This window comes from Actinoplanes octamycinicus, assembly GCF_014205225.1.
In the GTDB taxonomy this organism is placed as follows: domain Bacteria; phylum Actinomycetota; class Actinomycetes; order Mycobacteriales; family Micromonosporaceae; genus Actinoplanes; species Actinoplanes octamycinicus.
Genome location: NZ_JACHNB010000001.1, coordinates 3888975 through 3912920 on the forward strand (window position 1 = coordinate 3888975; position 23946 = coordinate 3912920).

At 72.5% G+C, this 23946-nt stretch carries 18 protein-coding genes; 7 read left to right on the forward strand and 11 right to left on the reverse strand.

The window, feature by feature from the left end:
* Positions 1-3 precede the first annotated feature (3 nt).
* From BJY16_RS17450 to BJY16_RS17460, 3 genes are all read left to right on the forward strand, one after another.
* The gene (locus tag BJY16_RS17450) at positions 4-1644 is read left to right on the forward strand and encodes a bifunctional 3'-5' exonuclease/DNA polymerase (RefSeq protein WP_185040472.1); all 1641 of its coding nucleotides are present in this window, start codon (positions 4-6) and stop codon (positions 1642-1644) included.
* 108 nt (positions 1645-1752) lie between these two features.
* Positions 1753-5346, forward strand: a complete 3594-nt coding sequence (gene metH / locus BJY16_RS17455) for a methionine synthase (protein ID WP_373873458.1) — start codon at positions 1753-1755, stop codon at positions 5344-5346.
* Positions 5347-5378: 32 nt separating this feature from the next.
* Positions 5379-5852 (forward strand): gluconokinase, encoded by a 474-nt coding sequence (locus tag BJY16_RS17460; RefSeq protein WP_239177537.1) that lies wholly within the window; start codon positions 5379-5381, stop codon positions 5850-5852.
* Here the strand turns inward: BJY16_RS17460 and BJY16_RS17465 are convergent.
* Together BJY16_RS17465 and BJY16_RS47175 are read right to left on the reverse strand one after the other, a co-directional pair.
* The gene (locus BJY16_RS17465; RefSeq protein ID WP_185040474.1) at positions 5821-6648 is read right to left on the reverse strand and encodes a metal-dependent hydrolase; all 828 of its coding nucleotides are present in this window, start codon (positions 6646-6648) and stop codon (positions 5821-5823) included. The genes BJY16_RS17460 and BJY16_RS17465 overlap by 32 nt on opposite strands.
* Before the next feature lie 110 nt (positions 6649-6758).
* Complete coding sequence (locus tag BJY16_RS47175) at positions 6759-7193, reverse strand: DUF1707 domain-containing protein (RefSeq protein ID WP_239177504.1); 435 nt, start codon at positions 7191-7193, stop codon at positions 6759-6761.
* Positions 7194-7391: 198 nt separating this feature from the next.
* On the opposite strand from BJY16_RS47175, the gene BJY16_RS48435 reads away from it, so the two are divergent.
* Both BJY16_RS48435 and BJY16_RS17480 read left to right on the forward strand, forming a co-directional pair.
* On the forward strand, positions 7392-8972 hold the full coding sequence (locus BJY16_RS48435) for a sensor histidine kinase (RefSeq protein ID WP_275408073.1): 1581 nt from the start codon (positions 7392-7394) through the stop codon (positions 8970-8972).
* Positions 8969-9640 (forward strand): response regulator, encoded by a 672-nt coding sequence (locus tag BJY16_RS17480; protein ID WP_185040476.1) that lies wholly within the window; start codon positions 8969-8971, stop codon positions 9638-9640. Before BJY16_RS48435 ends, BJY16_RS17480 begins: the two co-directional genes overlap by 4 nt.
* Before the next feature lie 118 nt (positions 9641-9758).
* Here the strand turns inward: BJY16_RS17480 and BJY16_RS17485 are convergent, their stop codons facing one another.
* From BJY16_RS17485 to BJY16_RS17495, 3 genes are all read right to left on the reverse strand, one after another.
* The gene (locus tag BJY16_RS17485) at positions 9759-10244 is read right to left on the reverse strand and encodes an NUDIX hydrolase (protein ID WP_185040477.1); all 486 of its coding nucleotides are present in this window, start codon (positions 10242-10244) and stop codon (positions 9759-9761) included.
* 94 nt (positions 10245-10338) lie between these two features.
* A complete protein-coding gene (locus BJY16_RS17490; RefSeq protein WP_239177506.1) occupies positions 10339-11823 on the reverse strand; it encodes a GGDEF domain-containing protein in 1485 nt (494 codons plus the stop codon).
* Positions 11824-11911: 88 nt separating this feature from the next.
* Positions 11912-13747, reverse strand: a complete 1836-nt coding sequence (locus BJY16_RS17495) for an amylo-alpha-1,6-glucosidase (protein WP_185046508.1) — start codon at positions 13745-13747, stop codon at positions 11912-11914.
* 112 nt (positions 13748-13859) lie between these two features.
* Between BJY16_RS17495 and BJY16_RS17500 the strand changes: the two genes are divergently transcribed.
* Positions 13860-16493: an MGH1-like glycoside hydrolase domain-containing protein gene (locus BJY16_RS17500; protein ID WP_185040478.1), complete on the forward strand. Its 2634-nt coding sequence runs from the start codon at positions 13860-13862 to the stop codon at positions 16491-16493.
* A 131-nt stretch (positions 16494-16624) separates the two neighbouring features.
* Here the strand turns inward: BJY16_RS17500 and BJY16_RS17505 are convergent, their stop codons facing one another.
* From BJY16_RS17505 to BJY16_RS17515, 3 genes are all read right to left on the reverse strand, one after another.
* Positions 16625-16897 carry a hypothetical protein gene (locus BJY16_RS17505; RefSeq protein ID WP_185040479.1) on the reverse strand — a complete coding sequence of 91 codons (273 nt, stop codon included), beginning with the start codon at positions 16895-16897 and terminating at the stop codon, positions 16625-16627.
* Positions 16898-17300: 403 nt separating this feature from the next.
* Entirely contained in the window at positions 17301-19103 is a 1803-nt protein-coding gene (locus tag BJY16_RS17510; protein ID WP_185040480.1) for an anthranilate synthase family protein, read from the reverse strand.
* A gap of 274 nt (positions 19104-19377) precedes the next feature.
* Entirely contained in the window at positions 19378-19611 is a 234-nt protein-coding gene (locus tag BJY16_RS17515) for a hypothetical protein (protein ID WP_185040481.1), read from the reverse strand.
* Between the two features lie 301 nt (positions 19612-19912).
* Here BJY16_RS17515 and BJY16_RS17520 point away from each other — a divergent pair, with 301 nt between their 5' ends.
* Positions 19913-20287: a response regulator transcription factor gene (locus BJY16_RS17520; protein ID WP_185040482.1), complete on the forward strand. Its 375-nt coding sequence runs from the start codon at positions 19913-19915 to the stop codon at positions 20285-20287.
* Between the two features lie 34 nt (positions 20288-20321).
* On the opposite strand, the gene BJY16_RS17525 is transcribed toward BJY16_RS17520, so the two are convergent.
* The 3 genes from BJY16_RS17525 to BJY16_RS17535 form a co-directional block, all read right to left on the reverse strand.
* Positions 20322-21302, reverse strand: coding sequence for a permease prefix domain 1-containing protein (locus tag BJY16_RS17525; protein ID WP_185040483.1), 981 nt, complete (start codon positions 21300-21302; stop codon positions 20322-20324).
* Positions 21299-21649: a PadR family transcriptional regulator gene (locus BJY16_RS17530; RefSeq protein WP_185040484.1), complete on the reverse strand. Its 351-nt coding sequence runs from the start codon at positions 21647-21649 to the stop codon at positions 21299-21301. Before BJY16_RS17530 ends, BJY16_RS17525 begins: the two co-directional genes overlap by 4 nt.
* Before the next feature lie 92 nt (positions 21650-21741).
* Positions 21742-23916 (reverse strand): glycoside hydrolase family 3 C-terminal domain-containing protein, encoded by a 2175-nt coding sequence (locus BJY16_RS17535; protein WP_185040485.1) that lies wholly within the window; start codon positions 23914-23916, stop codon positions 21742-21744.
* Positions 23917-23946: the final 30 nt, after the last annotated feature.

A 23946-nucleotide genomic window follows, 5' to 3' on the forward strand; every position in this document is an offset into this window, starting at 1 on the left:
CATGTGCTCGTAGCGGTACTCCCCGACGGTCGGCTGCAAGACCTGCGTGCCGATGGCGGGCCGGCCGGTCCACCTCACCCGGTGGCCGGCCTGCCCGCAGCTGTCGCCGCGCGCGAGGCGGCCGACCAGCCACGCTGGGTCTGGCCGGCCACCCCCGACGCCTATCCGGCGCTGCTGCGCGCCGGCGTCCGGGTCGCGCGCTGCCACGACCTGGAGCTGACCGAGGCGCTGCTGCTCGGGCACGCCGGGCGCTGGGGTGAGCCACGGGGGCTCGCCGCGGCGACCGCCCGGCTGCGCGGCCTCCCGGTCCCGCCGGATCGCCCCCGGCCGGAGGCCGAGCCGCCCGGGTTCGCCCAGGCCGCGCTCTTCGACGCGCTTCCCCCGCCGGTGCCGGTGTCGGCCGGCGACGTGCTCGCGGTCTACGCCGACCAGCAGCGCCGGATCGCCGCGACCGAGCATCCCGGGCGCTTCCGGATGCTGGTCGCCGCCGAGTCGGCCGGCGCCCTGATCGCCGCCGAGATGGGCCACACCGGCCTGCCGTGGCGCGCCGATGTGCACGACCAGCTGCTGCGCGAGCTGCTCGGCGCGCCCCAGCCGGTCGGCCCGCCGCGCCGGCTGGTCGAGCTGACCGCTGAGATCAACGCGGCGTTCGGCACCCACGGGCTGCACCCGGACCTGCCGGCCGAGGTGGTCCGCGCGTTCGCCCGGGCCGGCATCCAGATCCCGAACACGCGACGGTGGGTGCTCCGCCAGGTCGACCATCCGGCCGTCGCGCCGCTGCTGCAGTTCAAGGAGCTCTACCGGATCTGGACCGCGCACGGGTGGAACTGGCTGGACGCCTGGGTCCGCGACGGCCGCTTCCACCCGGAATATGTCGCCGGTGGCGTGGTCTCCGGCCGCTGGGGCGCCCGCGGCGGCGGCGCCCTGCAGGTGCCCAAGGTGATCCGCCGGGCGGTGATCGCCGACCCGGGCTGGCGCCTGGTCGTGGCCGACGCCGGGCAGCTGGAGCCCCGGGTGATGGCCGCGGTCTCCGGCGACACCCGGCTGGCCCGGGCCGCCGCCGAGGGCGACCTCTACGCCGCGCTCGCCGCCGACTCGTTCGACGGCGACCGGGGCAAGGCCAAGATCGCCCTGATCGGCGCGATGTACGGGCAGACCGGCGGCGACGCGATCCCGGCCCTGGCCGCCCTGCGCCGGCACTACCCGACCGCGTTCGACTACGTCGAGCAGGCCGCCCGCACCGGGGAGACCGGCGGGCTGGTCCGGTCCTGGCTGGGCCGGACCTGCCCGCCGGCGGCCGGGTCGCAGCGCGACGCCGGGCTGGATCCCCCCGACGAGGTGGCGCCACCACCCGGACGGGCGAGGGGACGATTCACCCGAAACTTCGTGATTCAGGCCACCGCCGCCGAGTGGGCGCTGGTCCTGCTCGCCACCCTGCGCACCGCCCTGGCCGGGACGAAAGCCGAGCTGGTCTTCTTCGTGCACGACGAGGTGGTCGTGCACTGCCCCACTGACCAGGCAGAAGAGGTCGCCGACACGATCCGGGAGTGTGCCGCCCGGGCCGGCCGGATGCTGTTCGGCGACACCGAGGTGCGATTCCCGTTGGATGTCTCAGTGGTTGGTTGCTACGCGGACGCCAAGTGAGGGAGTGGGTAAACTCGGTGGTCCGGCCGAGAGGCGCTGCAGCGGGCCCACCCGTCACGCTCGACCGGTGATAGATCCCGAACAAGGGCGCCTCCGACTCTCTCGGAGGTGTACCCAGTGACTGAGACCGTCACCAAGCTGCGCGACCTGCTCGCCGAGCGGGTTCTGGTCCTGGACGGGGCCTGGGGCACGATGCTTCAGGGCGCCAAGCTGACCCCGGCCGACTACCGCGGCGACCTGATCCCGGCGGACCATCCGAAGGATGTCACGGGCGACCCGGACCTGCTGATCCTCACCCGGCCGGACGTGATCCTCGACGTCCACCGGCAATATCTCGCGGCCGGCGCCGACATCACCACCACCAACACGTTCACCGCGACCAGCATCGCCCAGGCCGACTACGGCCTGGAGCACCTGGTCCGGGAGATGAACATCCAGGGCGCCCGGCTGGCCCGGCAGGCCGCCGACGAGGCCGGTGGCCGATTCGTGGCCGGCTCGGTCGGCCCGCTGAACGTGACGCTCTCGCTGTCGCCCCGGGTCGACGAGCCGGCCTACCGGGCGGTCACCTTCGACCAGGTCAAGGCGGCGTACGCGGAACAGATCGCGGCGCTCGCCGAGGGCGGCGTCGACCTGCTGCTGATCGAGACGATCTTCGACACGCTGAACGCGAAGGCGGCGATCGCGGCGGCCAAGGAGGTCGCCCCGCACCTGCCGCTGTGGATCTCGGTCACCATCGTCGACCTCTCCGGCCGGACCCTGTCCGGTCAGACCGTCGAGGCGTTCTGGCGCTCGATCGAGCGGGCGCACCCGCTGGTCGTCGGGGTGAACTGCGCGCTCGGCGCGACCGAGGCCCGCCCGCACGTGGTCGAGCTGGCCCGCCTGTCCGACACCTTCGTGGCCGCCCACCCGAACGCCGGCCTGCCGAACGCGTTCGGCGGCTACGACGAGACCCCGGCGCAGACCGCCCGGCTGATCGGCGAGTACGCCGACTCCGGCCTGGTGAACATCGTCGGCGGCTGCTGCGGCACCACCCCGCCGCACATCGCGGCGATCGCCGAGGCGGTGCGCGGCGCCACCCCGCGGCGGATCGACCCGCCCGCGCCGACCACCCGGTTCAGCGGCCTGGAGCCGTTCGCGATCGGCCCGGACACCGGGTTCGTGATGATCGGCGAGCGGACCAACGTGACCGGCTCGGCCAAGTTCCGCCGGCTGATCGAGGCCGACGACTACCAGGCCGCCGTCGACGTGGCCCTGGACCAGGTCCGCGGCGGCGCCAACCTGCTCGACGTGAACATGGACGCCGACCTGCTGGACAGCGAGCGGGCCATGACCACCTTCCTGAACCTGATCGCCACCGAGCCCGAGGTGGCCCGGATCCCGATCATGATCGACAGTTCGAAGTGGAACGTGCTCGAGGCCGGCCTCAAGTGCGTGCAGGGCAAGGGCGTGGTCAACTCGATCAGCCTGAAGGAGGGCGAGGCGGAGTTCCTGGCGCACGCCCGCAAGATCCGCGAGTTCGGCGCCGGCGTGGTGGTGATGGCCTTCGACGAGCAGGGCCAGGCCGACACCCGCGACCGCAAGGTGGAGATCTGCGGCCGGGCCTACGACCTGCTGGTCGGCGACGGGTTCGACCCCACCGACATCATCTTCGACCCGAACGTGCTGGCCGTGGCCACCGGCATCGCCGAGCACAACGGGTACGCCAAGGCGTTCATCGAGGCGCTGCCGCTGATCAAGGAGCGCTGCCCGGGCGCCCGCACCAGCGGCGGCATCTCCAACCTGTCCTTCGCCTTCCGCGGCAACGACATCGTCCGCGAGGCGATGCACTCGGCGTTCCTGTTCCACGCGGTCAAGGCCGGGCTGGACATGGGCATCGTCAACGCCGGCCAGCTCGCGGTCTACCAGGACATCCCGGCCGACCTGCTGGAGCTGGTCGAGGACGTGCTCTTCGACCGCCGGCCGGACGCCACCGACCGCCTGGTCACCTTCGCCTCCACGGTCACCGGTAGCGCCGCCAAGCGCGAGGTCGACCTGTCCTGGCGGGAGGCCCCGGTCGAGGAACGCCTCTCGTACGCGCTGGTGCACGGCATCGTCGACTTCATCGAGGCGGACACCGAGGAGGCGCGGCAGAAGCTGCCCCGGCCGCTCGACGTGATCGAGGGTCCGCTGATGGACGGCATGAGCGTGGTCGGCGACCTGTTCGGCTCCGGCAAGATGTTCCTGCCCCAGGTGGTCAAGAGCGCCCGGGTGATGAAGCGCTCGGTCGCCTACCTGCTCCCGTTCATGGAGGACGAGAAGGAGGAGGGCGCCCGCGGCCAGGGCAAGGTGGTGCTCGCCACGGTCAAGGGCGACGTCCACGACATCGGCAAGAACATCGTCGGCGTGGTGCTGGGCTGCAACAACTACGAGGTGATCGACCTCGGCGTGATGGTGCCGACCGCGAAGATCCTGGACACCGCGATCGCCGAGGGGGCCGACGCGATCGGGCTGTCCGGCCTGATCACGCCGTCGCTGGACGAGATGGTGGCGGTCGGCGCCGAGATGCAGCGCCGCGGGCTGACCATCCCGCTGCTGATCGGCGGGGCGACCACGTCGAAGCAGCACACCGCGGTGCGGATCGCTCCGGCGTACGACGGGTCCACCGTCCACGTCCTGGACGCCTCCCGCGTCGTCGGCGTGGTCGCCGACCTGCTCGACCCGGAGCGGGCGCGCAAGCTCGACGAGGCGAACCGCGACGACCAGCAGCGCCTGCGCGAGCAGCACGAGAAACGGCACGCCCAGCCGCTGCTCACGCTGGCCCAGGCCCGGGCCAACCGGGAGACGGTCGACTTCGCCGAGCTGCCCACCCCGAGCTTCACCGGGGTCCGCGAGGTGCAGCCGACCATCGCCGAGCTGCGCGAGTTGATCGACTGGCAGTTCCTCTTCCTGGCCTGGGAACTGAAGGGCAAGTACCCGGCGATCCTCAACGAGCCGGTCGCCAAGGAGCTGTTCGACGACGCCAACGCGATGCTCGACCAGATTATCGCGGAGGGCTCGTTCCAGGCCCGCGGCCTCTACGGCTTCTGGCCGGCGCACGCCGAGGGCGACGACATCCTGCTGGCGGACGGCCGTGGCTTCCCGATGCTGCGCCAGCAGACCGAGAAGCCGGCCGGCCGGGCGAACCGCTGCCTGGCCGACTACATCGCGCCGGCCGGGGACCACCTGGGCGGCTTCGCGGTCGCCATTCACGGCGCCGACAAGCTGGCCGCGCGGTACGAGGCCGAGCACGACGACTACAAGGCCATCATGGTCAAGGCGCTGGCCGACCGGCTGGCCGAGGCGTTCGCCGAGTACCTGCACCTCAAGGCCCGCCGCGACTGGTTCGAGCCGGACGCCAAGCCCAAGCTGGAGGATCTGCACGCCGAGCGGTTCCGCGGCATCCGCCCGGCCCTGGGCTACCCGGCCTGCCCGGACCACAGCGAGAAGCGGGACCTGTTCCAGCTGCTCGACACCGGCCGGATCGGGGTCAGCCTGACCGAGTCGTTCGCGATGACCCCGGCCGCCGCGGTCAGCGGGCTGATCTTCGCGCACCCGGAGGCGAAGTACTTCACGGTCGGCCGATTGGGTAAGGATCAGGTCGAGGACTACGCCGCCCGGCGCGGCGTGCCGGTCGCCGAGGTGGAGCGGTGGCTGCGTCCGAACCTGGCGTACTCGATCGACTGACGGGAGTGACGGGGATGGTGCCGATCGTGGTGATGGGGGTTGCCGGCTGCGGCAAGAGCACGGTCGGCCGGGCCCTGGCGGAGCGGCTCGGCCTGCCCTACGCGGAGGCCGACGCCTTCCACCCACCGGCGAACGTGACCAAGATGCACGGTGGGGTGCCGCTGACCGACGCGGACCGGGCGCCCTGGCTGGCCGCGATCGCCGACTCCATCAAGGACGGTGGAGTGGTGGTGTCCTGCTCAGCACTCAAACGGGCGTACCGGGATGTGTTGCGCGGCGGGAATCCGGAGGCCTTCTTCGTGCATCTGGTGCTGACCCCGGAGACGGCGACCGCCCGGGTCAGCGGGCGGGCCGGTCACTTCATGCCGAGCACCCTGGTCGCGTCGCAGTTCGCGATCCTGGAGCCGCTCGGCCCGGACGAGGACGGCGTCGGCGTGGACGCCACCCTCCCGGTCGACGAGATCGTGGCGAAGGCTATTTCGAGGATGCCCACACATCGAGGTTGAGCCGGTCGAGCAGGACCGGGGCGAAGAGGCCGACCAGCGACACCAGGGAGATCACGGTGAACGCGGTGGTCAGCACGACCGTCTCGGTCTTGCCGCCGACCTTGACGGCGAACTGGTTCGGGATGCCGACCATCCGCCACATCCGGTTGCGGCCGGTCGGGATCGGCCAGAAGATCGGTACGCCGTTCTTGGTGATCATGTCGCCGAGCAGGTGCACCACGCAGCCCGCGCCGACCGCGAAGCCGAGCATCGGATAGCCGCGGTCGCCCGGCAGGTTGGCCGCGGTGAACCAGGCGATCGCGGCCGCGGCGAGGGTGACGATCAGCCAGCCGGCCCGCTCCGCCCACTTCTCGAACAGGCCGCGCAGCGCCAGGCCGGCCATGAAGAAGATGATGCCGACCACGGCCCACTTGCCGTACCGCGCGGCCAGCTCGGTGGTGCCCCAGCCGACCAGCCCGGCGAACGGCAGGGTGTGCGTGAACGTCCGGTGCCCGTGGTCGCGCTTCGGGTCGCGCTTCTGCCGCGTCGCCGCGTAGATGCCCAGCGAGATCTTCTCGATCACCTCGGCCACGAACAGCGAGAACACGCCGAACGTCCGGGCGACGGTGGCGCCGCCCTGGTTGGTGGTCACCTTGCCGGACAGGTCGAAGTCGGGCAGCAGCGCGCCGCCGGCGGCCATCGCGGTGCCCACGCCGATCATCAGCGGCGTCTGGTGGTACCCAGCGAACTGGTCGAGCGCCCAGCTGCCGGCCAGCCAGGCGGCCGCCCCCGACAGTGCGTGCGACGGACCCATCATGTGCGTCGTCCCTCCCCGAACAAACTGCGACACTGTCGCAGAGCGCGGGACGAAGATCAACGACCGTCGCATCGACAGCCGGGTGGAGTCGGCCACCCGACAGCCGGCGGTCAGTGGCGCAGCTGCGCCCGCGGCTCCCAGCGACCCTCGCGGGCGTGCCGCAGCAGGCCCGTCACCAGGAAGAACAGCGGGAAGACCGGCCAGAAGAAGGCGGCTCCGGAGAGAACCCAGAGGCCGGTGAGCAGGCCGGCGACAATCAAGACGAAGCTGGCATGTCGCTGCACCGCCCGGCGTGTCGCGGCACGCCGGTGCGGCATCCGGGCGAGCGCCTGGCGGCCGCCGTGCGGCAGGTCCCGGGTCAGCCCGTCCAGCTCGTCGCGGAACTTCGCGGCATAGGCCGCGGTCAGCCGCTCCTCGCCCTCGTCCAGGCTGAGCCGGCCCTCGGCCATCGCGGCCCGCAGGATCTCGGCGATCTCCTCGCGTTCGGTGTCCGAGGTCCGCAGCCGGGCGGCCGATCCGGACCAGGTGGCGTCTTCGGGATGCACGATGTCCTCCTCGCGGGGTTCCTGCCTCCAGGTTCGCCGTCCGGCGCCGGGTCCGCGTCGGCTCCCGGACGGCTGGTTCCTTTCTTTCCGTACGACCGGGGGCGGAGGACGGCGATCTTGTGTACGCCCGGGGGATGACGCCGGAACCCCGTCCCGGGCCGATGCGGCGGGCGGCTCCGGTGCCGTAGTTTCGGCTGCATGAGCAAGCGCGGCCGGGACTGGCGGCGACCGCCCGGCGGTCATCGCGAGGACGGCTGCGGTCATCCCGGCCGGCCGGCGGAGGCCGGTCCCGCCGAGGCGGGCCCGCCCTGGCGGCGGCGCATCCGGGAGGCGCACAACGGCATGCCGCAGAGCGCCGTGGTGCTCACCGCGGTCGCCAACTTCGTCGGGCTGAGCAACATCATCAGTCACGGTGGGCTCTACCGGCCGTGGAACTTCCTCACCACGCTGATGCTGCTGATCGGGCCGATCGCGCTGGTCTGGCGCAAGCGCTTCCCGATCCTGGTCTTCGTGGTCGCCTCGGCCGCGACCATCCTGTTCGCCACCCAGGCCATGCCGCACGCGGCCTACGCGGCCGCTCCGGGCGTGGCGCTCTACTCGGTGGCCCGGCAGGGCCGCCGGCAGGCCGCGCTGATCTGCGGGGTCACCGCCTGGGCGGTCTGGATCGGGGTCACCGTCGGGCTGTCCGGGCCGCTCGGGCTGAACCCGGGGGTGCGCCCGGTCGCCGGCCAGACGTGTCTCGCGGCGATCGGGCTGGGCCTGATGATCCTGCTCGGCGGCGCCGCCCGGATCCGCGCGGAGAACTACGCCGAGCAGGCCCGGACCCGGGCCGAGCAGGCCCGCGCGCAGGAGGAGCAGCAGCGCCGGCAGGCCTCCGAGGAGCGGCTGCGGATCGCCCGCGAGCTGCACGACGTGCTCGGCCACCACCTCAGCCTGATCAACGTGCAGGCCGGGGTCGGGCTGCACCTGATGGACCAGCGGCCGGAGCAGGCCCGGGAGGCGCTGACCGCGATCAAGAGCGCCAGCGCCGAGGCGTTGCGCGAGGTGCGGTCGGTGCTGGGCGTGCTGCGCACCGAGGGCGAGGCGGCCCCGCGGCAGCCCGCCCTCGGGCTGAACCGGCTGGCCGAGCTGACCGCGGCGGCCGGCATCCCGGTCCGCACCACGGTCACCGGCGACCCGCGCGAGCTGCCGGCCGAGGTGGACCGGGCGGCGTACCGGATCGTGCAGGAGGCGCTGACCAACGTCCGCCGCCACCACGCCGGCCCGCAGCCGGAGGCGGACGTGGCGGTGGGATATCTGCCGGCCGCGCTCTATCTGTCGATCCGCAACGACGGGCCGGTGCTCCCCGAGCCGCCCTCGCCGGCGCCGGCCGACGGCGAGAAGGGCAGCGGCATCACCGGGATGCGGGCCCGCGCGGAGAGTCTGGGCGGCCGGCTGGAGGCGGGCTGCCCGCCGACCGGCGGCTTCCTGGTCACCGTGATCCTGCCGACCGGCCGCCGCCCACCGTCCACGGCCGACCCGGACCCGCCGGCGTCGCCGTCCGCCGGCTCGGAGGCCCCGGCGTCGCCGCCCGCCGGCTCGGACGCTCCGGCGCCGTCGTCCTCCGCGCCGGGCGCGGAGGCGTGCGGCGCGGTGGGGGACAGCGGCGCGTCGCCGGAGGACGGCGGTGTGCGGAGAATCAGCGTGCCCGGAGGCGATGCCGGGGTGGGCGGCGCCGGTGGTGGAGCGGGGACCGGTGGCGGCCCGGGCGACCGGGTGACTTCTGAGGAGAGACGATGATCTCGGTGGTGCTGGCCGACGACCAGGCGCTGGTGCGGGCCGGGTTCCGGGCGCTGCTCGACGCGGAGCCGGACATCCGGGTGGTCGGCGAGGCGGCGGACGGGGTGCAGGCGGTCACGCTGGTGCGGGCCACCCGGCCGGACGTGGTGCTGATGGACATCCGGATGCCCGGGGTGGACGGGCTGGAGGCGACCAGGCGGATCGCGGCCGACCCGGCGTGCGCCGAGACCCGGGTGGTCATCCTGACGACGTTCGAGCTGGACGAGTACGTGTTCGAGGCGCTGCGGACCGGGGCGTCCGGGTTCCTGGTCAAGGACACCGAGCCGGTCGAGCTGCTGCGTGGCGTGCGGGCGGTGGCCGCCGGGGACGCGTTGCTGTCGCCGAGCGTGACGCGGCGGGTGATCGGTGAGTTCGCCGGGGCGGGCGCGGGCCGGCGGCCGGAGCCGCCGCGCGAGCTGGACCAGCTCACCGACCGGGAGCGGGAGGTGATGGCGCTGGTCGCCGAGGGCCTCTCCAACGACGAGATCGCCGCCCGCCTGGTGATCAGCCCGGCCACCGCGAAGACCCACGTCAGCCGCACGATGATCAAGCTGGGCGCGCGGGACCGGGCCCAGCTGGTGGTCTACGCCTACGAGGCGGGCCTGATCCGCCCCGGCTGGCTCGCCTGACGCCGGACCGGTCCTGCCGGCTGCGGCCCGGCTCGGGCGCGAGATCGCCGGCTGCGGCCGGGCCGTGCTCAGGACCCGCCCGGGGAGCGGGGTGGCGTGGGCGAGCCGGCGGAACGGGTCAGAAGCCGCCTTCGCCCGGAGCGGCGAAGTAGGGCGGGGCGTTGTCGTCCAGGGCCAGGGCCAGCATGCGGTGGGTGAACGGGTTGAGGTCCGGGAGGGCGGTCAGGGGGAACCACGCGACGGCCAGCGACTCGGTGTCGTTGACCCGGGCCTCGCCTCCGACGGCCCGGCAGCGGAAGAAGATGTTGACCATCTGGCACTGGTCGCCGTTGAGATAGGTGACGTCGTGCGACACCACGCCGGCCAGCCGCTCGATCTTGACCTGGACGGCGGTCTCCTCCTCGACCTCGCGGACCAGCGCGTCGGCCGGCTGCTCGCCCGGGTCCATCAGGCCGGCGATCAGCGTCCAGTGCCCGTTGTCGCTGCGCTGGTGCAGCAGCACCTCGCCGCGGTCGTTGAGGACGATCGCGGACACCGTCGGGAACATGATCATCTCCTGGCCGACGCGGGCGCGCAGGTTCCGGACGTATTCCGAAGCAGGCATGCCCGGACCCTAACCGGGAGCGGTTGCCGACGCGTGAACGACAGGCGCGAGCGACCAGGTCACCCCCGATCGGGACCGGCCCCGCGCTGCGGGCTCAGCTCGGGGCCGGGGCCGGTGCGGGGGCGGACGGGGCGATGACCGAGCGGTTGCGGCCGGCGGCCTTGGCGGCGTAGAGCGCCTCGTCGGCGGCCTTCAGCAGGGTGGCCGGGTCGGCCATCGAGGAGGTGGCGGCGCCGATCGAGGCGGTGACCGTGATCAGGGTCTGGTCGGTGGCCTCGAAGGGGAGGTCGGCGATCGCCTGACGGGTGCGCTCGGCGATCAGCGGCAGGTCGGCCCGGGTGACGTGCGGGACCAGGGCGATGAACTCCTCGCCGCCGTAGCGGGCGAAGACGGTGCCGGCGCGTCTGCCCGCGGTGAGCCGACGGGCCAGTTCGCGCAGGACGCGGTCGCCGGCCGGGTGGCCGTACGTATCGTTGATCTTCTTGAAGTGGTCGATGTCGATCATGAGCAGGCCGAGCTGGTAACCGGCCCGGGCGGCCCGGCGGCACTCGGCGGCCAGCGCCTCCTCGAAGTACCGCCGGTTGTGCGCCCCGGTCAGCGGATCCGTGTCGGCGGCCCGCCGGTGCGCCGCCACCAGGCCCGCCATCCGGGCCACCACCAGCAGGAACATGATCGCGCAGGCGCTGCTGGTGAGCGGCACGTTGAGGTCCTTGCCGGCCAGATGCTCCCCGAGCTGCAGGCCGGGCACCATCAGCACGGCGGCGGTGAGCAGGGCCAGCCGGGCCGGGCCGGCGTCCGGCGCGGCCACCGGGCCGCGCGCGTCGAAGTCGCGCATCGCCGGGTGCAGCGCGCAGGCGCCGAGCAGGCCGATCGAGACCGCCCACAGCGCGGCGGTGAACGGCTCGGTGGTGTTCGCCCCGCCGAGCAGCCCGATCACCGCGTAGCCGGTGTCCGCCACGAACATCAGCCCGAGATAGCCGAAGAGCAGGTACAGCGCGCCGCCGCGGGCACCGGAACCGAGCATCAGCCGGACCGCGAGGATCAACAGCATCAGGTCGAGGACCGGGTACGACACCTCGGTCAGCTTCGCGGCCAGCGGCAGGGTGGAGTCCTGTGCCACCGGCTCGACCAGGAACTCCCAGGTGAGCAGGCCGGCGCTGAGCGCGATCACCAGCGCGTCGACCGCGGTGGCGAAGTCCCAGCCCGGGGTGCGCCGCCGGATGAAGGTGAGCACCGCGGCGCCGGTGAACAGGTAGCTGCTCAGGTAGAGCACGTCGCCCGGGGTCGGCTCGGCCAGCTCGCCGGTGCTCCACACGTCGAAGCTGTAGACCACGTCGGCGGCGGCGTAGGTGGCCTGGCCCACGGCGAGGAGGACCCAGCCGGCCGGGTGGGCCGGCCGGTGCCGGCGGATCCCGGCCAGGATCATCAGCGGGGTGCCGCAGGTGATGATCAGATAGGGGATCTCGTAGCCGAGGAACGGCGCGCCGAGCGGCTGCCCGAGTGCCCGGAGCAGCGCGCAGGCGGCGACCACGGCGAGCCAGAGCCGCCAGGCCACGCTGCTGGGCCGGATGCGTTCCACCGGAACATCGTCGGCGCCGCCGGTTGCGATCTGGGTGCTTCCCCGGTTTCTCCGAATTTCCGGACCGGCGGGTGCCCGGCCACGTTTCTCAGCATGTCCGGACCCGCAGGTGCTCCGCCACCGACCAGGCCTGGAACGGGCAGCCGGTCGCGGTGTGCGGGGCGTCCCCGTCCGCGGTCTCCGAGATCGACCCGAGCCCGAACTCGGTCAGGTGCCGGTCGGCGTCGGCGAGCACGTCGGTGACGTCCACGCCGAGCCGCCGCCAGGCCGATATGTACGGCCCGGTGAGCCACGGCCAGACGGTGCCGGTGTGGTACGCCGTGTCCCGCTCGGCCGGCCCGCCCCGGTGCCGCCCGTGGTACCCGGCCGTTCCGGGCGCCTGGCTGCGCAGCCCCATCGGGGTGAGCAGCGCCGCCCCGATCCGGGTCAGCACCGCCGGGTCGGGCCGCAGCGGCGCGTGCGGCAGCGACCAGGCGAGCAGCTGGTTGGGGCGCAGGCTGTGGTCGCCGAGCACGTCCTGCAGCTGCCCGGAGAGGGTCGGGAAGGACCGGGCGAAACTGTCCCGGGCCCGGGCGTGCACGGCGGCGAAGGGGTCGCCGAGAGTGGCCAGCGCGTTCACCCACAGGGCGTTGATGTCCACCGCCTTGCCCGCCCGCGGGGTGACCGGCACCCCGTCGACGCGCGCGTCCATCCAGGTCAGGGCCTCGCCGGCGGCGCCCTGGACGAGCAGGCCGTCGGCCGGGTCGGCCCGGATGCCGTACCGGGTGCCGGCCAGGTGGTGCTCGATCACCCCGGTCAGCGCGGGACGCAGCTCGGCGGCCAGGTCGGTGTCGCCGGTGAGGGTCACGTGCCGGTCGACCGCGTGCAGGAACCAGAGGGTGCCGTCGGCGGTGTTGTACTCGACGCTGCCGGTGTCCGCGGTGTTCGCCAGCATCCCCTCGGAGAGCGTGGCGGCGTAGGACCGGAGCAGCTCCCGGCCGGTGTCGAAGCGGCCGGTGGCCAGGAACAGGCCCTCGTAGCTGATCATCGTGTCCCGCGACCAGGCGCCGAACCACGGGTAGCCGGCCACCACGTCCGGGCCGGTGCGGGTGCGGACCACGAAGGCGTCGGCGGCCAGGGTGAGCGCGGGATCGGTGGCGCCGGCGGTCAGGGACCGGTTGCGCGCCCGGGCGGCGTCCACCACCGTGGCGGCCGGCGGCGGCGGTTGCTCCAGGTCGTCCGCCCAGGCGACGATCGGGGCGGTCGCCCCGGGGCGGTCGAGCGTGGCGTGGAAGCTCCCGGCGTACCACAAATTCTCTTGATCTTGGAGGCCGCGCGCCGCCTCCGCGCGGTGCCGGACGTTCCGGAACCACTCGCCGGCCGCGGCGAAGCCCGGCCCGGCTATCCGGTAGGCGTCCTCGACGACGCAGCCGTCCGCGGTCGGCGTGACCGCCAGTGACGGGCCCTGCTCGCCGTGGACGTCACGCCAGGCGCAGAGCGCCTCGACCGCGATCCGGACCGGGCCGCCGGAGATCAGCCGATGGACCACCGCGACCGCCGGCCGGCCGGTGACCATCGCGATCTCCCGCTCGATGACGAGGTCGCCGATCCGCCACCGCCAGCGTGGGATGCCATCGATCAGGGAGAAACCGGACAGGTACATGTGACCGGTCGGGGCGACCACGCCACTCGCCCACTCGTGACAGGCCAGCCGCACCAGCGCGCCGGACGGCAGCGTGACCACCGCGTCGAGCGACGCGAGGCCCAGCATCCGGGACGCCGGTGTGGTCCCGGCCACAATCAGCAGCCCGTGGTAACGACGTGTTCGCAACCCTGTAACGGTCCCCATGGCATAGCCCCCGATACCGTCGGGTACCAGCCACTCTCGGGACGACGCGGTGCCCAGATCAGTACACAGCTGCGGTCCGAACTCGATCGGGCACACGGTGGACACGGAAGGGAACCTCCGACCTATGGGCAGAATCGGCGGAGCCGACACACTTGACACCAGACCGTGACAGTCTCAGTGTGATCGACTCCGGGTCGTAATGGTGGGGATGGTGAGAACGGACGTGTCGGAGCGGGATCGGCTGGCCCAGGCCGACTCCGGCGAGCAACCGTGGCGCGCCTGGGGTCCCTACCTCTCCGAAAGGGCGTGGGGCACGGTCCGGGAGGACTACAGCGAGCACGGGACGGCGTGGGACTACTTCCCGCACGACCATGCGCGGTCCCGGGCGTACCGGTGGAACGAGGACGGGATGGCCGGTGTCTGCGACGACCGGCAGACCTTCTGCTTCGCGCTCGCGCTCTGGAACGGCAAGGACCCGATCCTCAAGGAACGGATGTTCGGCCTCGGCGGCGACGGCGGCAACCACGGCGAGGACGCCAAGGACTACTGGTGGTACCAGGACTCCACGCCCACCCACTCGTGGATGCGCTGGCGTTATCACTATCCCCAGGCCGAGTTCCCGTACGACCAGCTGGTCCGGGTCAACGGCCAGCGCTCGCGCACCGAGAGCGAGTACGAGCTGGTCGACACCGGCGTCTTCGACCACGACCGGTTCTGGGCGGTGACCGTCGATTACGCCAAGGCCGGCCCGCACGACATGTGCATCGCGATCACCGTGTCGAACCGCGGCCCGGAGCCGGCCACCCTGCACGTCCTGCCCACCCTCTGGTTCCGCAACACCTGGTCCTGGGGCCTGCCGAACCGGCCGACCCCGTCGCTGGCCGGCACCCCGGGCCGGCTCGCCGGGCGGCACCGGTCGATCGGCCACATCACGCTCGACGCCGAGGGCGCCCCGCCCGCGCTGGTCTGCGACAACGAGACCAACGCGCAGCGGCTGTGGGGGCTGCCCGGGCGCAGTCCGTACCCGAAGGACGGGATCAACGACTTCCTGATCTCCGACATGCCGACGGTCAACCCGAGCGGGATCGGCACCAAGGGATCGCTGCACTACGAGCTCACCCTGGAGCCGGGGGAGACCCGGACCATCCGGCTGCGCCTGGCCCAGACCGACGCGCTGCCGGAGCCGCTCGACCTCGGCGCCGGCTGGGACGCGGTGATGCGCGACCGGCTGGCCGAGGCCGACGCGTTCTTCGGCGAGATCATCCCGGCGTCGGCCTCGGCGGACGAGACCGCGGTGGCCCGGCAGGGCATCGCCGGGCTGATGTGGGGCAAGCAGTTCTACCACTTCGACGTGAAGCAGTGGCTGGTCGGCGACCCGGGCAACTCGCCGCCGCCACCGGGCCGGCGCTACGGGCGCAACAACGGCTGGTGGCACATGAACAGCTTCGACGTGATCAGCATGCCGGACCCGTGGGAGTACCCCTGGTACGCCGCCTGGGACCTGGCGTTCCACTGTGTCAGCATCAGCCGGGTCGATCCCGGCTTCGCCAAGTCGCAGCTGCTCCTGCTGCTCCGCGAGTGGTACATGCACCCGAACGGGCAGATCCCGGCGTACGAGTGGTCGTTCGCCGACGTGAACCCGCCGGTGCACGCCTGGGCCGCGCTGCGGGTCTTCCAGATCGACGGCGGCCGCGACTACGACTTCCTCGCCAAGGTGATGCACAAGCTGCTGCTGAACTTCACCTGGTGGGTGAACCGCAAGGACGTCGGCGGCAACAACGTCTTCGAGGGCGGCTTCCTCGGGCTGGACAACGTCGGCCCGTTCGACCGGTCCGCCGCGCTGCCGGTCGCCGGGGTGCTGGAGCAGTCGGACGGCACCGGCTGGATGGCCATGTACGCGCTGAACCTGCTCGACATGTCGATCATCCTGGCCCTGCACGACCGGTCCTACGAGGACATGGCCACCAAGTTCTTCGAGCACTTCACCTACATCGCGGAGGCGGCGTACCGGCAGGGGCTGTGGGACGACGAGGACAGCTTCTTCTACGACGTGCTGCGCCTGCCGGACGGGCACAAGGTGCCGCTCAAGGCCCGCTCGATCGTCGGCCTGCTGCCGCTCGCCGCGACCACCCGGCTCACCTCGGACACGCTGAACCGGCTGCCCGAGGTGAACGCCCGGGTCCGCTGGATGCTGCACAAGCAGACCGATTACGGCGACGTGATCAGCGCGCGCCGGCTCGGCGGCGCCGATCGGCGCCGCCAGCGCCTGCTGAGCATGGTGGGGCAGGACCAGCTGTTGCGGATCCTGGCACGGTTGCTGGACCCCGAGGAGTTCCTTTCCCCGTACGGCCTGCGCACCCTGTCCCGGGCTCATCTGGAGAAGCCGTTCACCGTCTCGCTGGGCGGCTCGGACTTCACCGTCGGATACGAGCCGGCGGAGAGCACCAGCGGCCTCTTCGGCGGCAACTCGAACTGGCGTGGCCCGGTCTGGATGCCGGTCAACTACCTGCTGGTCGAGGCGCTCCGCGAGTTCGCCGAGTTCTACGGCGAGGACCTGCGGGTGGAGTACCCGACCGGGGCGCAGACCAAGACGTCGCTCACCGAGGTCGCCGACGACCTGGCCCGGCGGCTGATCGCCCTGTTCGTCCCGGGCGAGGATGGGCGGCGGCCGATCTACGGCGCGACCGAGCTGTTCCACACCCACCCGGACTGGAAGGACCTGATCGTCTTCCCGGAGTACTTCCACGGCGACAACGGCGCCGGCCTCGGAGCCTGGCACCAGACGGGCTGGAGCGCCCTGGTCGTCGACTTGGTCCTCACCCTGCACGACAAGAACCGCTGACGCTCGCGGGACCAGAACCGCTGCGGCTCGCACGACCGGGACCGCTGCGTGGCCCGCAGGACAGGAAATCGCTGCGGTCGGCGCGGCGCGGGTCGCTGCGGCGCCCCGGTCCGGGGCGCCCCGCGGGTGGGTCAGTGGGCGTGGCTGACGATCGCCTCGGCCACGTGGCGCAGCTGGGCGTGGTCGGGGTGGAAGCCGGCGGCGATGTCCGGGTGCAGGCCGGCTTTCGCCTGGTCCAGGAGCATCGAGGTGACCTGGTCCACGCTCTCGCCGGCGTAGCGCTGCCGGATCCGGACCGTCGCGGCCTGGAGCGCCGAACTGAGCTGGTCCTCGAGGGGACCGCGCAGTTTCTCCTCCACCGGGTTGAGCGATTGCGGGTCGAGTGTGACGTGCGGCTCGGCCAAGGTGTCCTCCGGAGGTCAACGACGCCGTGCGGATACCCGTCGACCAACCCCCAGTAAACCCCGCGGACACGCACCGCCGCCGGGTTTCCCCGAGATGGGGGACAGGCGGCACGCGCAGCGGGCCAGGCGGCGCGGGCAAAGGCGCGGCGGACGGGATGGATGGTGGTGCGGCGGGGGAGGCGGGGCACGCGGGCCAGGACCGGGCGGAGCTGGGCCGGGCTGACCAGGCACCCGATGAACGTTGCTGGTGCCACGAGGGGCGCACCCGGCAGACGCCGTCCGGTCGCACAGGGGGGCGCATCCGATAGGCGCGAGTCGATGGCCCGGAGGTGCGGAGGCGGACGCGGGTCGGTGGTCCAAGGAGAGGCTCTCGATCGCCTTGGACCACCGACGGTATCTATCGCTACCCGTTCGTGAGCGGGCTAACCACCTCGGCCAGCAACGGCGGCAGAAGTTCCCGGAGCACGTCGATCCCGTCCCGGCTGAGCACCGATTCCGGGTGGAACTGCACCCCGGCGAACGCCCGGCCGCGCAGCGCGTGCACCGCCCCGTCGGCCGGGTCCCGGGCGATCGCAAACCGCCCGTACGCCGAGTCGAGCGGCCCCTCGGCGGCCACCGCGGCGAAGCTGGAGTAGAAGCCGACCCGCCGCACCGACCCGAACAGGTCCACGTCCCGGGCCAGCCCCTGGTACGGCGACTCCCGCCGGATCAGCGACAGCCCCAGTTCCAGGGCGAGCATCTCCTGCCCGAGGCAGACCGCGAACAGCGGGAGCCCGCTCGCCAGCCGGTCCCGGACGATCCCGCGCATGGCCGCCATCTTCGGGTCGCCGGTGTCCTCCGGGTCGCCCGGCCCGGGCCCGACCACCAGCAGGTCCGCCGCCGGCGCCGGGGCCGACCAGGGCACCACCGACACCGTCAGGCCGAGCGCCTTCAGCTGGTGGGCCAGCATCGCGGTGAAGGTGTCCTCGCCGTCCACGATCACCGCGGTCCGCCCGGCCAGCTCCGGCGCCACGAGCGCGCCGGGCGCCCGGGAGTCCAGCCAGAACCGGGCCAGGTCGGTGTTCCGCGCGGCCAGCGCCGCCAGTTCCGCCTCGCCGGGCACCGGGGCGCTCGAGTCCCGTACCGAAAAAGACGCGGAACCGAGCGCGGCCAGCACCCCGGCCGCCTTCGTGTGGGTCTCGGCCACCTCGCCCGCCGCCGTCGAATGCCGCACCAGGGTGGCCCCGACCGGCACCCGCAGGGTGCCGTCGGGGGTGATCTCCGCGGTCCGGATCAGGATCGGCGCGTCCAGGCTCTGCCGCCCGTCGTCGTCGACCGAGAGCAGCGCCAGCACCCCGGCGTAGTAGCCGCGGCCACGCCGCTCGTGGCGGGCGATCACCCGGCACGCGTTCTCGATCGGGCTGCCGGTCACGGTGGGCGCGAACATGGTCTCCCGCAGCACCTCCCGGACGTCCAGCGAACCGCGCCCGGCCAGCAGATACTCGGTGTGGGTCAGGTGCGCCATCTGCTTCAGGTACGGCCCGGCCACCTGCCCGCCGTGCTCGGCGACGGTCGCCATCATCTTCAGTTCCTCGTCGAGGACCATGTAGAGCTCCTCGACCTCCTTGGGATCGCGCAGGAAGTCGAGCAGCGACCCGGACCCGTGCCGGAACGTCCCGCTGATCGGGTTCATCATCACGATCCCGTCGGTGACGCTGACGTGCCGTTCCGGCGTCGCCCCGACCAGCGTCCGGGTCCCGGTGTGCACCAGGAACGTCCAGTAGGTGCCCTGTTCCTGAGCGAGCAGCCGGCCGAACGCGGCCCGCGCGGCGTCCACCGGATCGCCGTCGACGGACGCCTCGAAAACCCGGTGGATCACGAAGTTCGCGCCCTCGCCGTGCCCGATCTCGTCGCGCAGCACGTCCTCGACGATCCGCCCGTACTCGTCGTCGTCCAGGTCGAACCGGCCGCCGGAGACGCGCAGCTCCCCGGCCGGGAAGTCGCTCAGCGGCCGGGTCTCCCGGGAGTCGACCAGCAGGCATTCCAGCGGCGCGCCGTCGTCCACGCAGGCGAAGCCGCGTTCCCGGATCTGCCGATAGGGCACCACGGCGAGCACCGGGCGGCCGGGTTCCAGCGGGATGCCGGCGAGCTGCTCGACGGTGATCACGTCGCCGGTGAGCACCTCGACGTGGTCGGCGCCGTCGCGGTGCAGGTAAGCGAAAGGCATGGTTCCTCGTTCCGGGCCGGGCGGGCGCCGCCGAGGCCGGACCATGCGAAACGGCCGCCTCGGGGAGGCGGCCGCGGGTGGGTTACGCGCGGGGGATGTGGCCGCCGGTCAGGCGGGCCACCACATGCTCAGTCGCGCGTTCATGCCGGGCAGCGTAACCACCTCCGGGACGCCCGCGCCAGCATCGGCGCGCGCCGTCCCGCATGGAGAGACCGATCACCACCGTTCTCGGTACGACCGGAGCGCCCGCCGCGGTCGTACCGGGCCCGGGTCCTCAGGCGGCGAAGGCGTGCCGGACCGCCATCCGCGCCCACCGCATCCGCCCGATCGCGCAGTCCGGGTGCTCGCCGAACTCCTGCGCCACCAGCGCCGCGCAGCCGTGCGCGCCCAGCCGGTCCACGGTCGCGTCGATCGCCGCGCGGATCACCTCCGCGGTCGGCTGCTGGGAACGCTGCAGGTCCGAGACGAACAGCGCTTCGGTACGGACGTCGTCGATCACTGCGCTCATCGGGTCCTCCTCGGTCCTCGGTAGCTCGGCGGTTGCTCGGGAATCAGCACACCGCCGCCGGGATGCCGGCCGGGCGTACCCGGGTTGCGGCTTGGTTGCGGGTACCCGGCCCGTCCCGGCGGTACGTGTCATACCCGGGGTTCGGGGCCCGGAGGCTCGCGGATGGGTCGGACTTCCGACGTACCGGAAATCGGCGGCCCGTGCCCGGAGCGGGCCCGGGGGAATCCGGCGGACCCGGCACCGTGCCAGAAATAACCGGATATCGTCGGGAAAGTAGCCATGCCGATCGAGGGGAGCTGCCGTGACCACGGTCCTGGTGGCCGACGACGACGCCGACATCCGTGACCTGGTGGCCTTCAAGCTGGAGCAGGCCGGGCTCGAAGTGATCACGGTCGGCGACGGTCAGGCCGCCGTGGAGCAGGCCCGGATGCACCATCCCACCCTCGCCGTGCTGGACGTCTCGATGCCGCTGCTGTCCGGGATCGACGTGTGCCGGATGCTGCGCGCCGACCCGTCCACCGCCGGGATGCTGATCATCATGCTCACCGCCCGGGTGCAGGAGCAGGACGTCGAGGGCGGGTTCAGCGCCGGCGCGGACGACTACGTGACCAAGCCGTTCAGCCCGCGTGAGCTGGTGTCCCGGATTCAGGCACTGCTCACGCGGGCTCGCACGTAGCCGGCTTGCCGGTCGGGCTCGATCGGCGGCTCGCCTATCGGGTGAAGTCGTAGCTTCCGCCGGTGCCGGGCACCTTCGCGGGCTGCCCCTTGCGGGCCTGCTCGGCCTTGCGCGCGGTGTCGAAGACGTCCCACAGCCCGCCGATTACCAGGATCGCGATGATCAGGGTGTTCAACCAGGTCCGGGTGCCGCCGCCGTGGAGATCCAGGAAGCCGTGGAACTCCGGGTTGAAGAACCGGTCGGTGGCCAGCAGCCAGACCAGCGGGACCGTGTACGTCGTGACCAGCACCGCGTTCACCGCGGCGACCGTGCGGGTCCGGGTGCCCAGCCTGTAGACCCAGATGTAGTAGAAGCCGCGGAGCAGGAACAGGGCGATGATCACCGGCCACCAGAACGCCCAGTTCGCCGGGTCGAGCAGCGGCACGTCGGAGAACGTGAACTGCTGCAGCACCAGGCCGGCGATCAGCAGCGCCACCCAGACCAGCCCGGTGGCCAGCTCGACCAGCCGGTCCCGGTTCTGCTCGTACTTCGGCAGATCCTTCGGCGACCAGGTGGTCCGGAGATCGGCCCGGCCGACGCCGGTGCGCTCCAGGATCGCGAAGACCAGGGTGACCCAGAAGCAGATCTGGCCGCCGACGGTGAGCAGCGCGGAGATCGACCGGCCGATGATCTTGCCGATGTCCGGGTCCTCGAAGAGCTGCACGGCGATCCCGATCCCGAGGACGATCGGCAGCACCGTCCAGAGCAGCATCTTGAGGAACCGGCGCCAGAGCGGGAAGAGGTCCGGGCCGATCAGGTAGCCCGGACGGCCGGCGTAGCGGTCGGCCAGCCGGTCCGGGTCGCCGAGCTCGGTGAGCGCCGACTCGACGGCCGCCTCCCGGCTCTGCCCGGCGTCCATCCGGGCCTCCACCGCGTCCTCGATCGAGGCCCGCAGCTCGCGGTCGATGTCGGCCCGCTGCTGCTCCGGGATGCGGCGCAGCGCGGTGAACACGTAGCGATCGACGAAGTCGTTCACTTCTCACTCCCCAGGTTGGTGTCGGACAGGTCGCCGATCGCCCGGTCGAGCCGGGCCCACTCGCCGCGCAGGGTGCCGGCGACGGCGTCGCCCTGCGCGGTGGTCCGGTAGAACTTCCGCGGGCGGGCCTCATCGGTGTTCCACTCGCTGGTCAGCAGCCCCTGCGCCTCGAGCCGGCGCAGCAGCGGGTAGAGCGTGTTGGCCTCGACCTCGAAGCCGGCCCGGCTCAGCGTCTCGAGCAACGAGTAGCCATAGCCCGGCTCCCGCAGGACGGTGAGGCTGGCGACGACGACCGTGCCGCGCCGCAGCTCCTGCAGGTGTCCGGCTAGCGTCGCATCCATTGTCATGCCTCAAACGATAGTGTGCGTCGCACACTATGACAAGTGGATACAGCAAAGTGGCCCGCAACCATATGGTTGCGGGCCACGCTCAGGTCCGGTCAGTCGTTCGCTGCCTGGACGAGTTTCCGCAGCGTGTCGGCGGTGACCGGGCTGCCCGGGAAGGCTGCCATCCGCTTGATCGGGATGCTCGCCATCATCAGCATCATCCCGGGATCGGCGGCCATCGCGGCCATCGTCGAGTCGCCGACCTGCTCCATCGCCGCCGCGAAGGCCTCGCCGAGCACCTCGGCGCCGCGCGGGTCGGCGAACCACTCGCCGATGCTGGACTCCTCGGTCAGCGGCACCCGGGCCTCGTCGCCGGCGACCTCGCGGGTCACCGTGGCCCGGATGTCCCGGGACGAGGCGCCGATCTCGAACAGGTACGGGCCGTCCTCGACCACCCACCGGTGCAGCCGGGTGTCCCAGTAGGCCAGGTCGTCGCGCTCGACGCGCAGCGTGACCTCGACCGTCGCGCCGGCCGCGACCGCCACGTTCGCGAACGCCTTCAGCTCGCGCGGCGCCCGCCGCACCCGGGAGCCGGGCCGGCTCACGTAGATCTGCACCACCTCGCGGCCGTCCCGGTCACCGGTGTTGGTCACCGGCACCCGGAACTCCAGCCCGGAGCCGCCCGGCGTGCCGTAGGCGAACGAGGTGTAGGAGAGCCCGAAGCCGAACGGGTAGGCCACCGGGGTGTCCCGGGCGTCGAAACCGCGGTAGCCGACGTGCAGGCCCTCGCCGTACCGGACATGGCCGTGCTCGCCCGGGAAGTCCAGGTAGGACGGGTGGTCGGCGAGCCGGACCGGGATCGTCTCGGCCAGCCGCCCGCTCGGGTTGACCCGGCCGAACAGCACGTCGGCCAGCGCGCTGCCGCCGGCCTGGCCGAGCAGCCAGCCCTCCACGATCGCCGGCACCCGGGCCTCCCACGGGCTGGTCAGCAGCACCGCGCCGTTGGAGAGCACCACGACGGTGTTCGGGTTCGCCGCGGACACCCGCTCGATCAGCGCCAGATGCTCGGCGGGCAGGTCCAGCGACTCCCGGTCGGCGCCCTCGGTCTCGTGCGCCGAACCGACGAAGACCAGCGCCACGTCGCTGCCCCGGGCCACCTCGGCCGCCGCGTCCGGGTCGACGTAGCCCTCCGCGAACGTGACCGTCGCCGAGGTCGAGGCCCGGATCTCGGTGAGCGCGTCGTCCAGCCGGGTCGGCGTGATCTGCGAGCTGCCACCACCCTGGTAGCGCGGGCTCCGGGCGAACTCGCCGAGCACCGCGACCGTCTGCCCCTCCGCGCGCAGCGGAAGCAGCCCGCCGTCGTTCTTCAACAGCACGATCGCCCGGCCGGCGATCTCCCGGGCCAGGGCGTGATGCGCGGCCGCGTCATAGCTTCCGGGTTCGCGCTTCCCGGCGTTCACCACCATTGTCCGTACGAGGTCAGCGGACCTCCGCAGCGCCGCCGGGTCGAGCGTGCCCGCCTCCACCGCGTCCACCAGGGCCCGGTCGCCCGCCTCGTCCGGGCCGGGCATGGTCAGGTCCAGGCCGGCCCGGACCGCCGCCACCCGGTCGACCACCGCGCCCCAGTCGGACACGACCAGGCCCGCGAAGCCCCACTCGTCCCGGAGCACCTCGGTGAGCAGCCAGTGGTGCTCGCTCGCGTAGACCCCGTTCACCCGGTTGTAGGCGCACATCACGGTCCACGGCTGGGCCCTGGTCACCACCCGGTGGAAGGCGCGCAGGTACATCTCCCGCAGGGTGCGCTCGTCGACGTCGGCGCTCACCCGCATCCGGTCGGTCTCCTGGCTGTTCACCGCGAAGTGCTTGAGCGAGGCGCCGACCCCCCTGCTCTGCAGGCCGCGCACCCACTCGGTGGCCAGCACCCCGGTCAGCAGCGGGTCCTCGGAGAAGTACTCGAAGTTGCGGCCGCCGAGCGGGCTGCGCTTCAGGTTCACGCCCGGGCCGAGCAGCACCGCCACGTCCATCGCCCGGCACTCGTCGCCGAGCGCCTCGCCCATCCGGCGCAGCAACTCCGGATCCCAGGTGGAGGCGCTCGCCACGGCCGGCGGGAAGCAGGTGGCCGGGACGCCGGCCAGCAGGTCGCCGCGGGACGCCTGCATCCGGACGCCGTGCGGGCCGTCGGTCACGGTCACCGCGGGCAGCCCCGCGGAGTCGATCGCGGTGGTCCGCCAGAAGTCGCTGCCGCTGGTGAGCGCCGCCTGCTCGGCGGTGGTGAGCTCCGAAGTCATGACCATCCCTTACTCTTACTGAGTACCTAC

Bases quoted from the DNA above. Each gene is read 5' to 3' on its own strand.
- BJY16_RS17500 (WP_185040478.1), top strand. From the start codon at position 13,860: ATGGTGAGAACGGACGTGTCGGAGCGGGATCGGCTGGCCCAGGCCGAC.
- BJY16_RS17530 (WP_185040484.1), bottom strand. From the start codon at position 21,649: ATGACAATGGATGCGACGCTAGCCGGACACCTGCAGGAGCTGCGGCGC.
- BJY16_RS17485 (WP_185040477.1), bottom strand. From the start codon at position 10,244: ATGCCTGCTTCGGAATACGTCCGGAACCTGCGCGCCCGCGTCGGCCAG.
- BJY16_RS17460 (WP_239177537.1), top strand. From the start codon at position 5,379: ATGGGGGTTGCCGGCTGCGGCAAGAGCACGGTCGGCCGGGCCCTGGCG.
- BJY16_RS17465 (WP_185040474.1), bottom strand. From the start codon at position 6,648: ATGATGGGTCCGTCGCACGCACTGTCGGGGGCGGCCGCCTGGCTGGCC.
- BJY16_RS17510 (WP_185040480.1), bottom strand. From the start codon at position 19,103: ATGCCTTTCGCTTACCTGCACCGCGACGGCGCCGACCACGTCGAGGTG.
- BJY16_RS48435 (WP_275408073.1), top strand. From the start codon at position 7,392: ATGAGCAAGCGCGGCCGGGACTGGCGGCGACCGCCCGGCGGTCATCGC.
- BJY16_RS17515 (WP_185040481.1), bottom strand. From the start codon at position 19,611: ATGAGCGCAGTGATCGACGACGTCCGTACCGAAGCGCTGTTCGTCTCG.
- BJY16_RS17480 (WP_185040476.1), top strand. From the start codon at position 8,969: ATGATCTCGGTGGTGCTGGCCGACGACCAGGCGCTGGTGCGGGCCGGG.
- BJY16_RS17535 (WP_185040485.1), bottom strand. From the start codon at position 23,916: ATGACTTCGGAGCTCACCACCGCCGAGCAGGCGGCGCTCACCAGCGGC.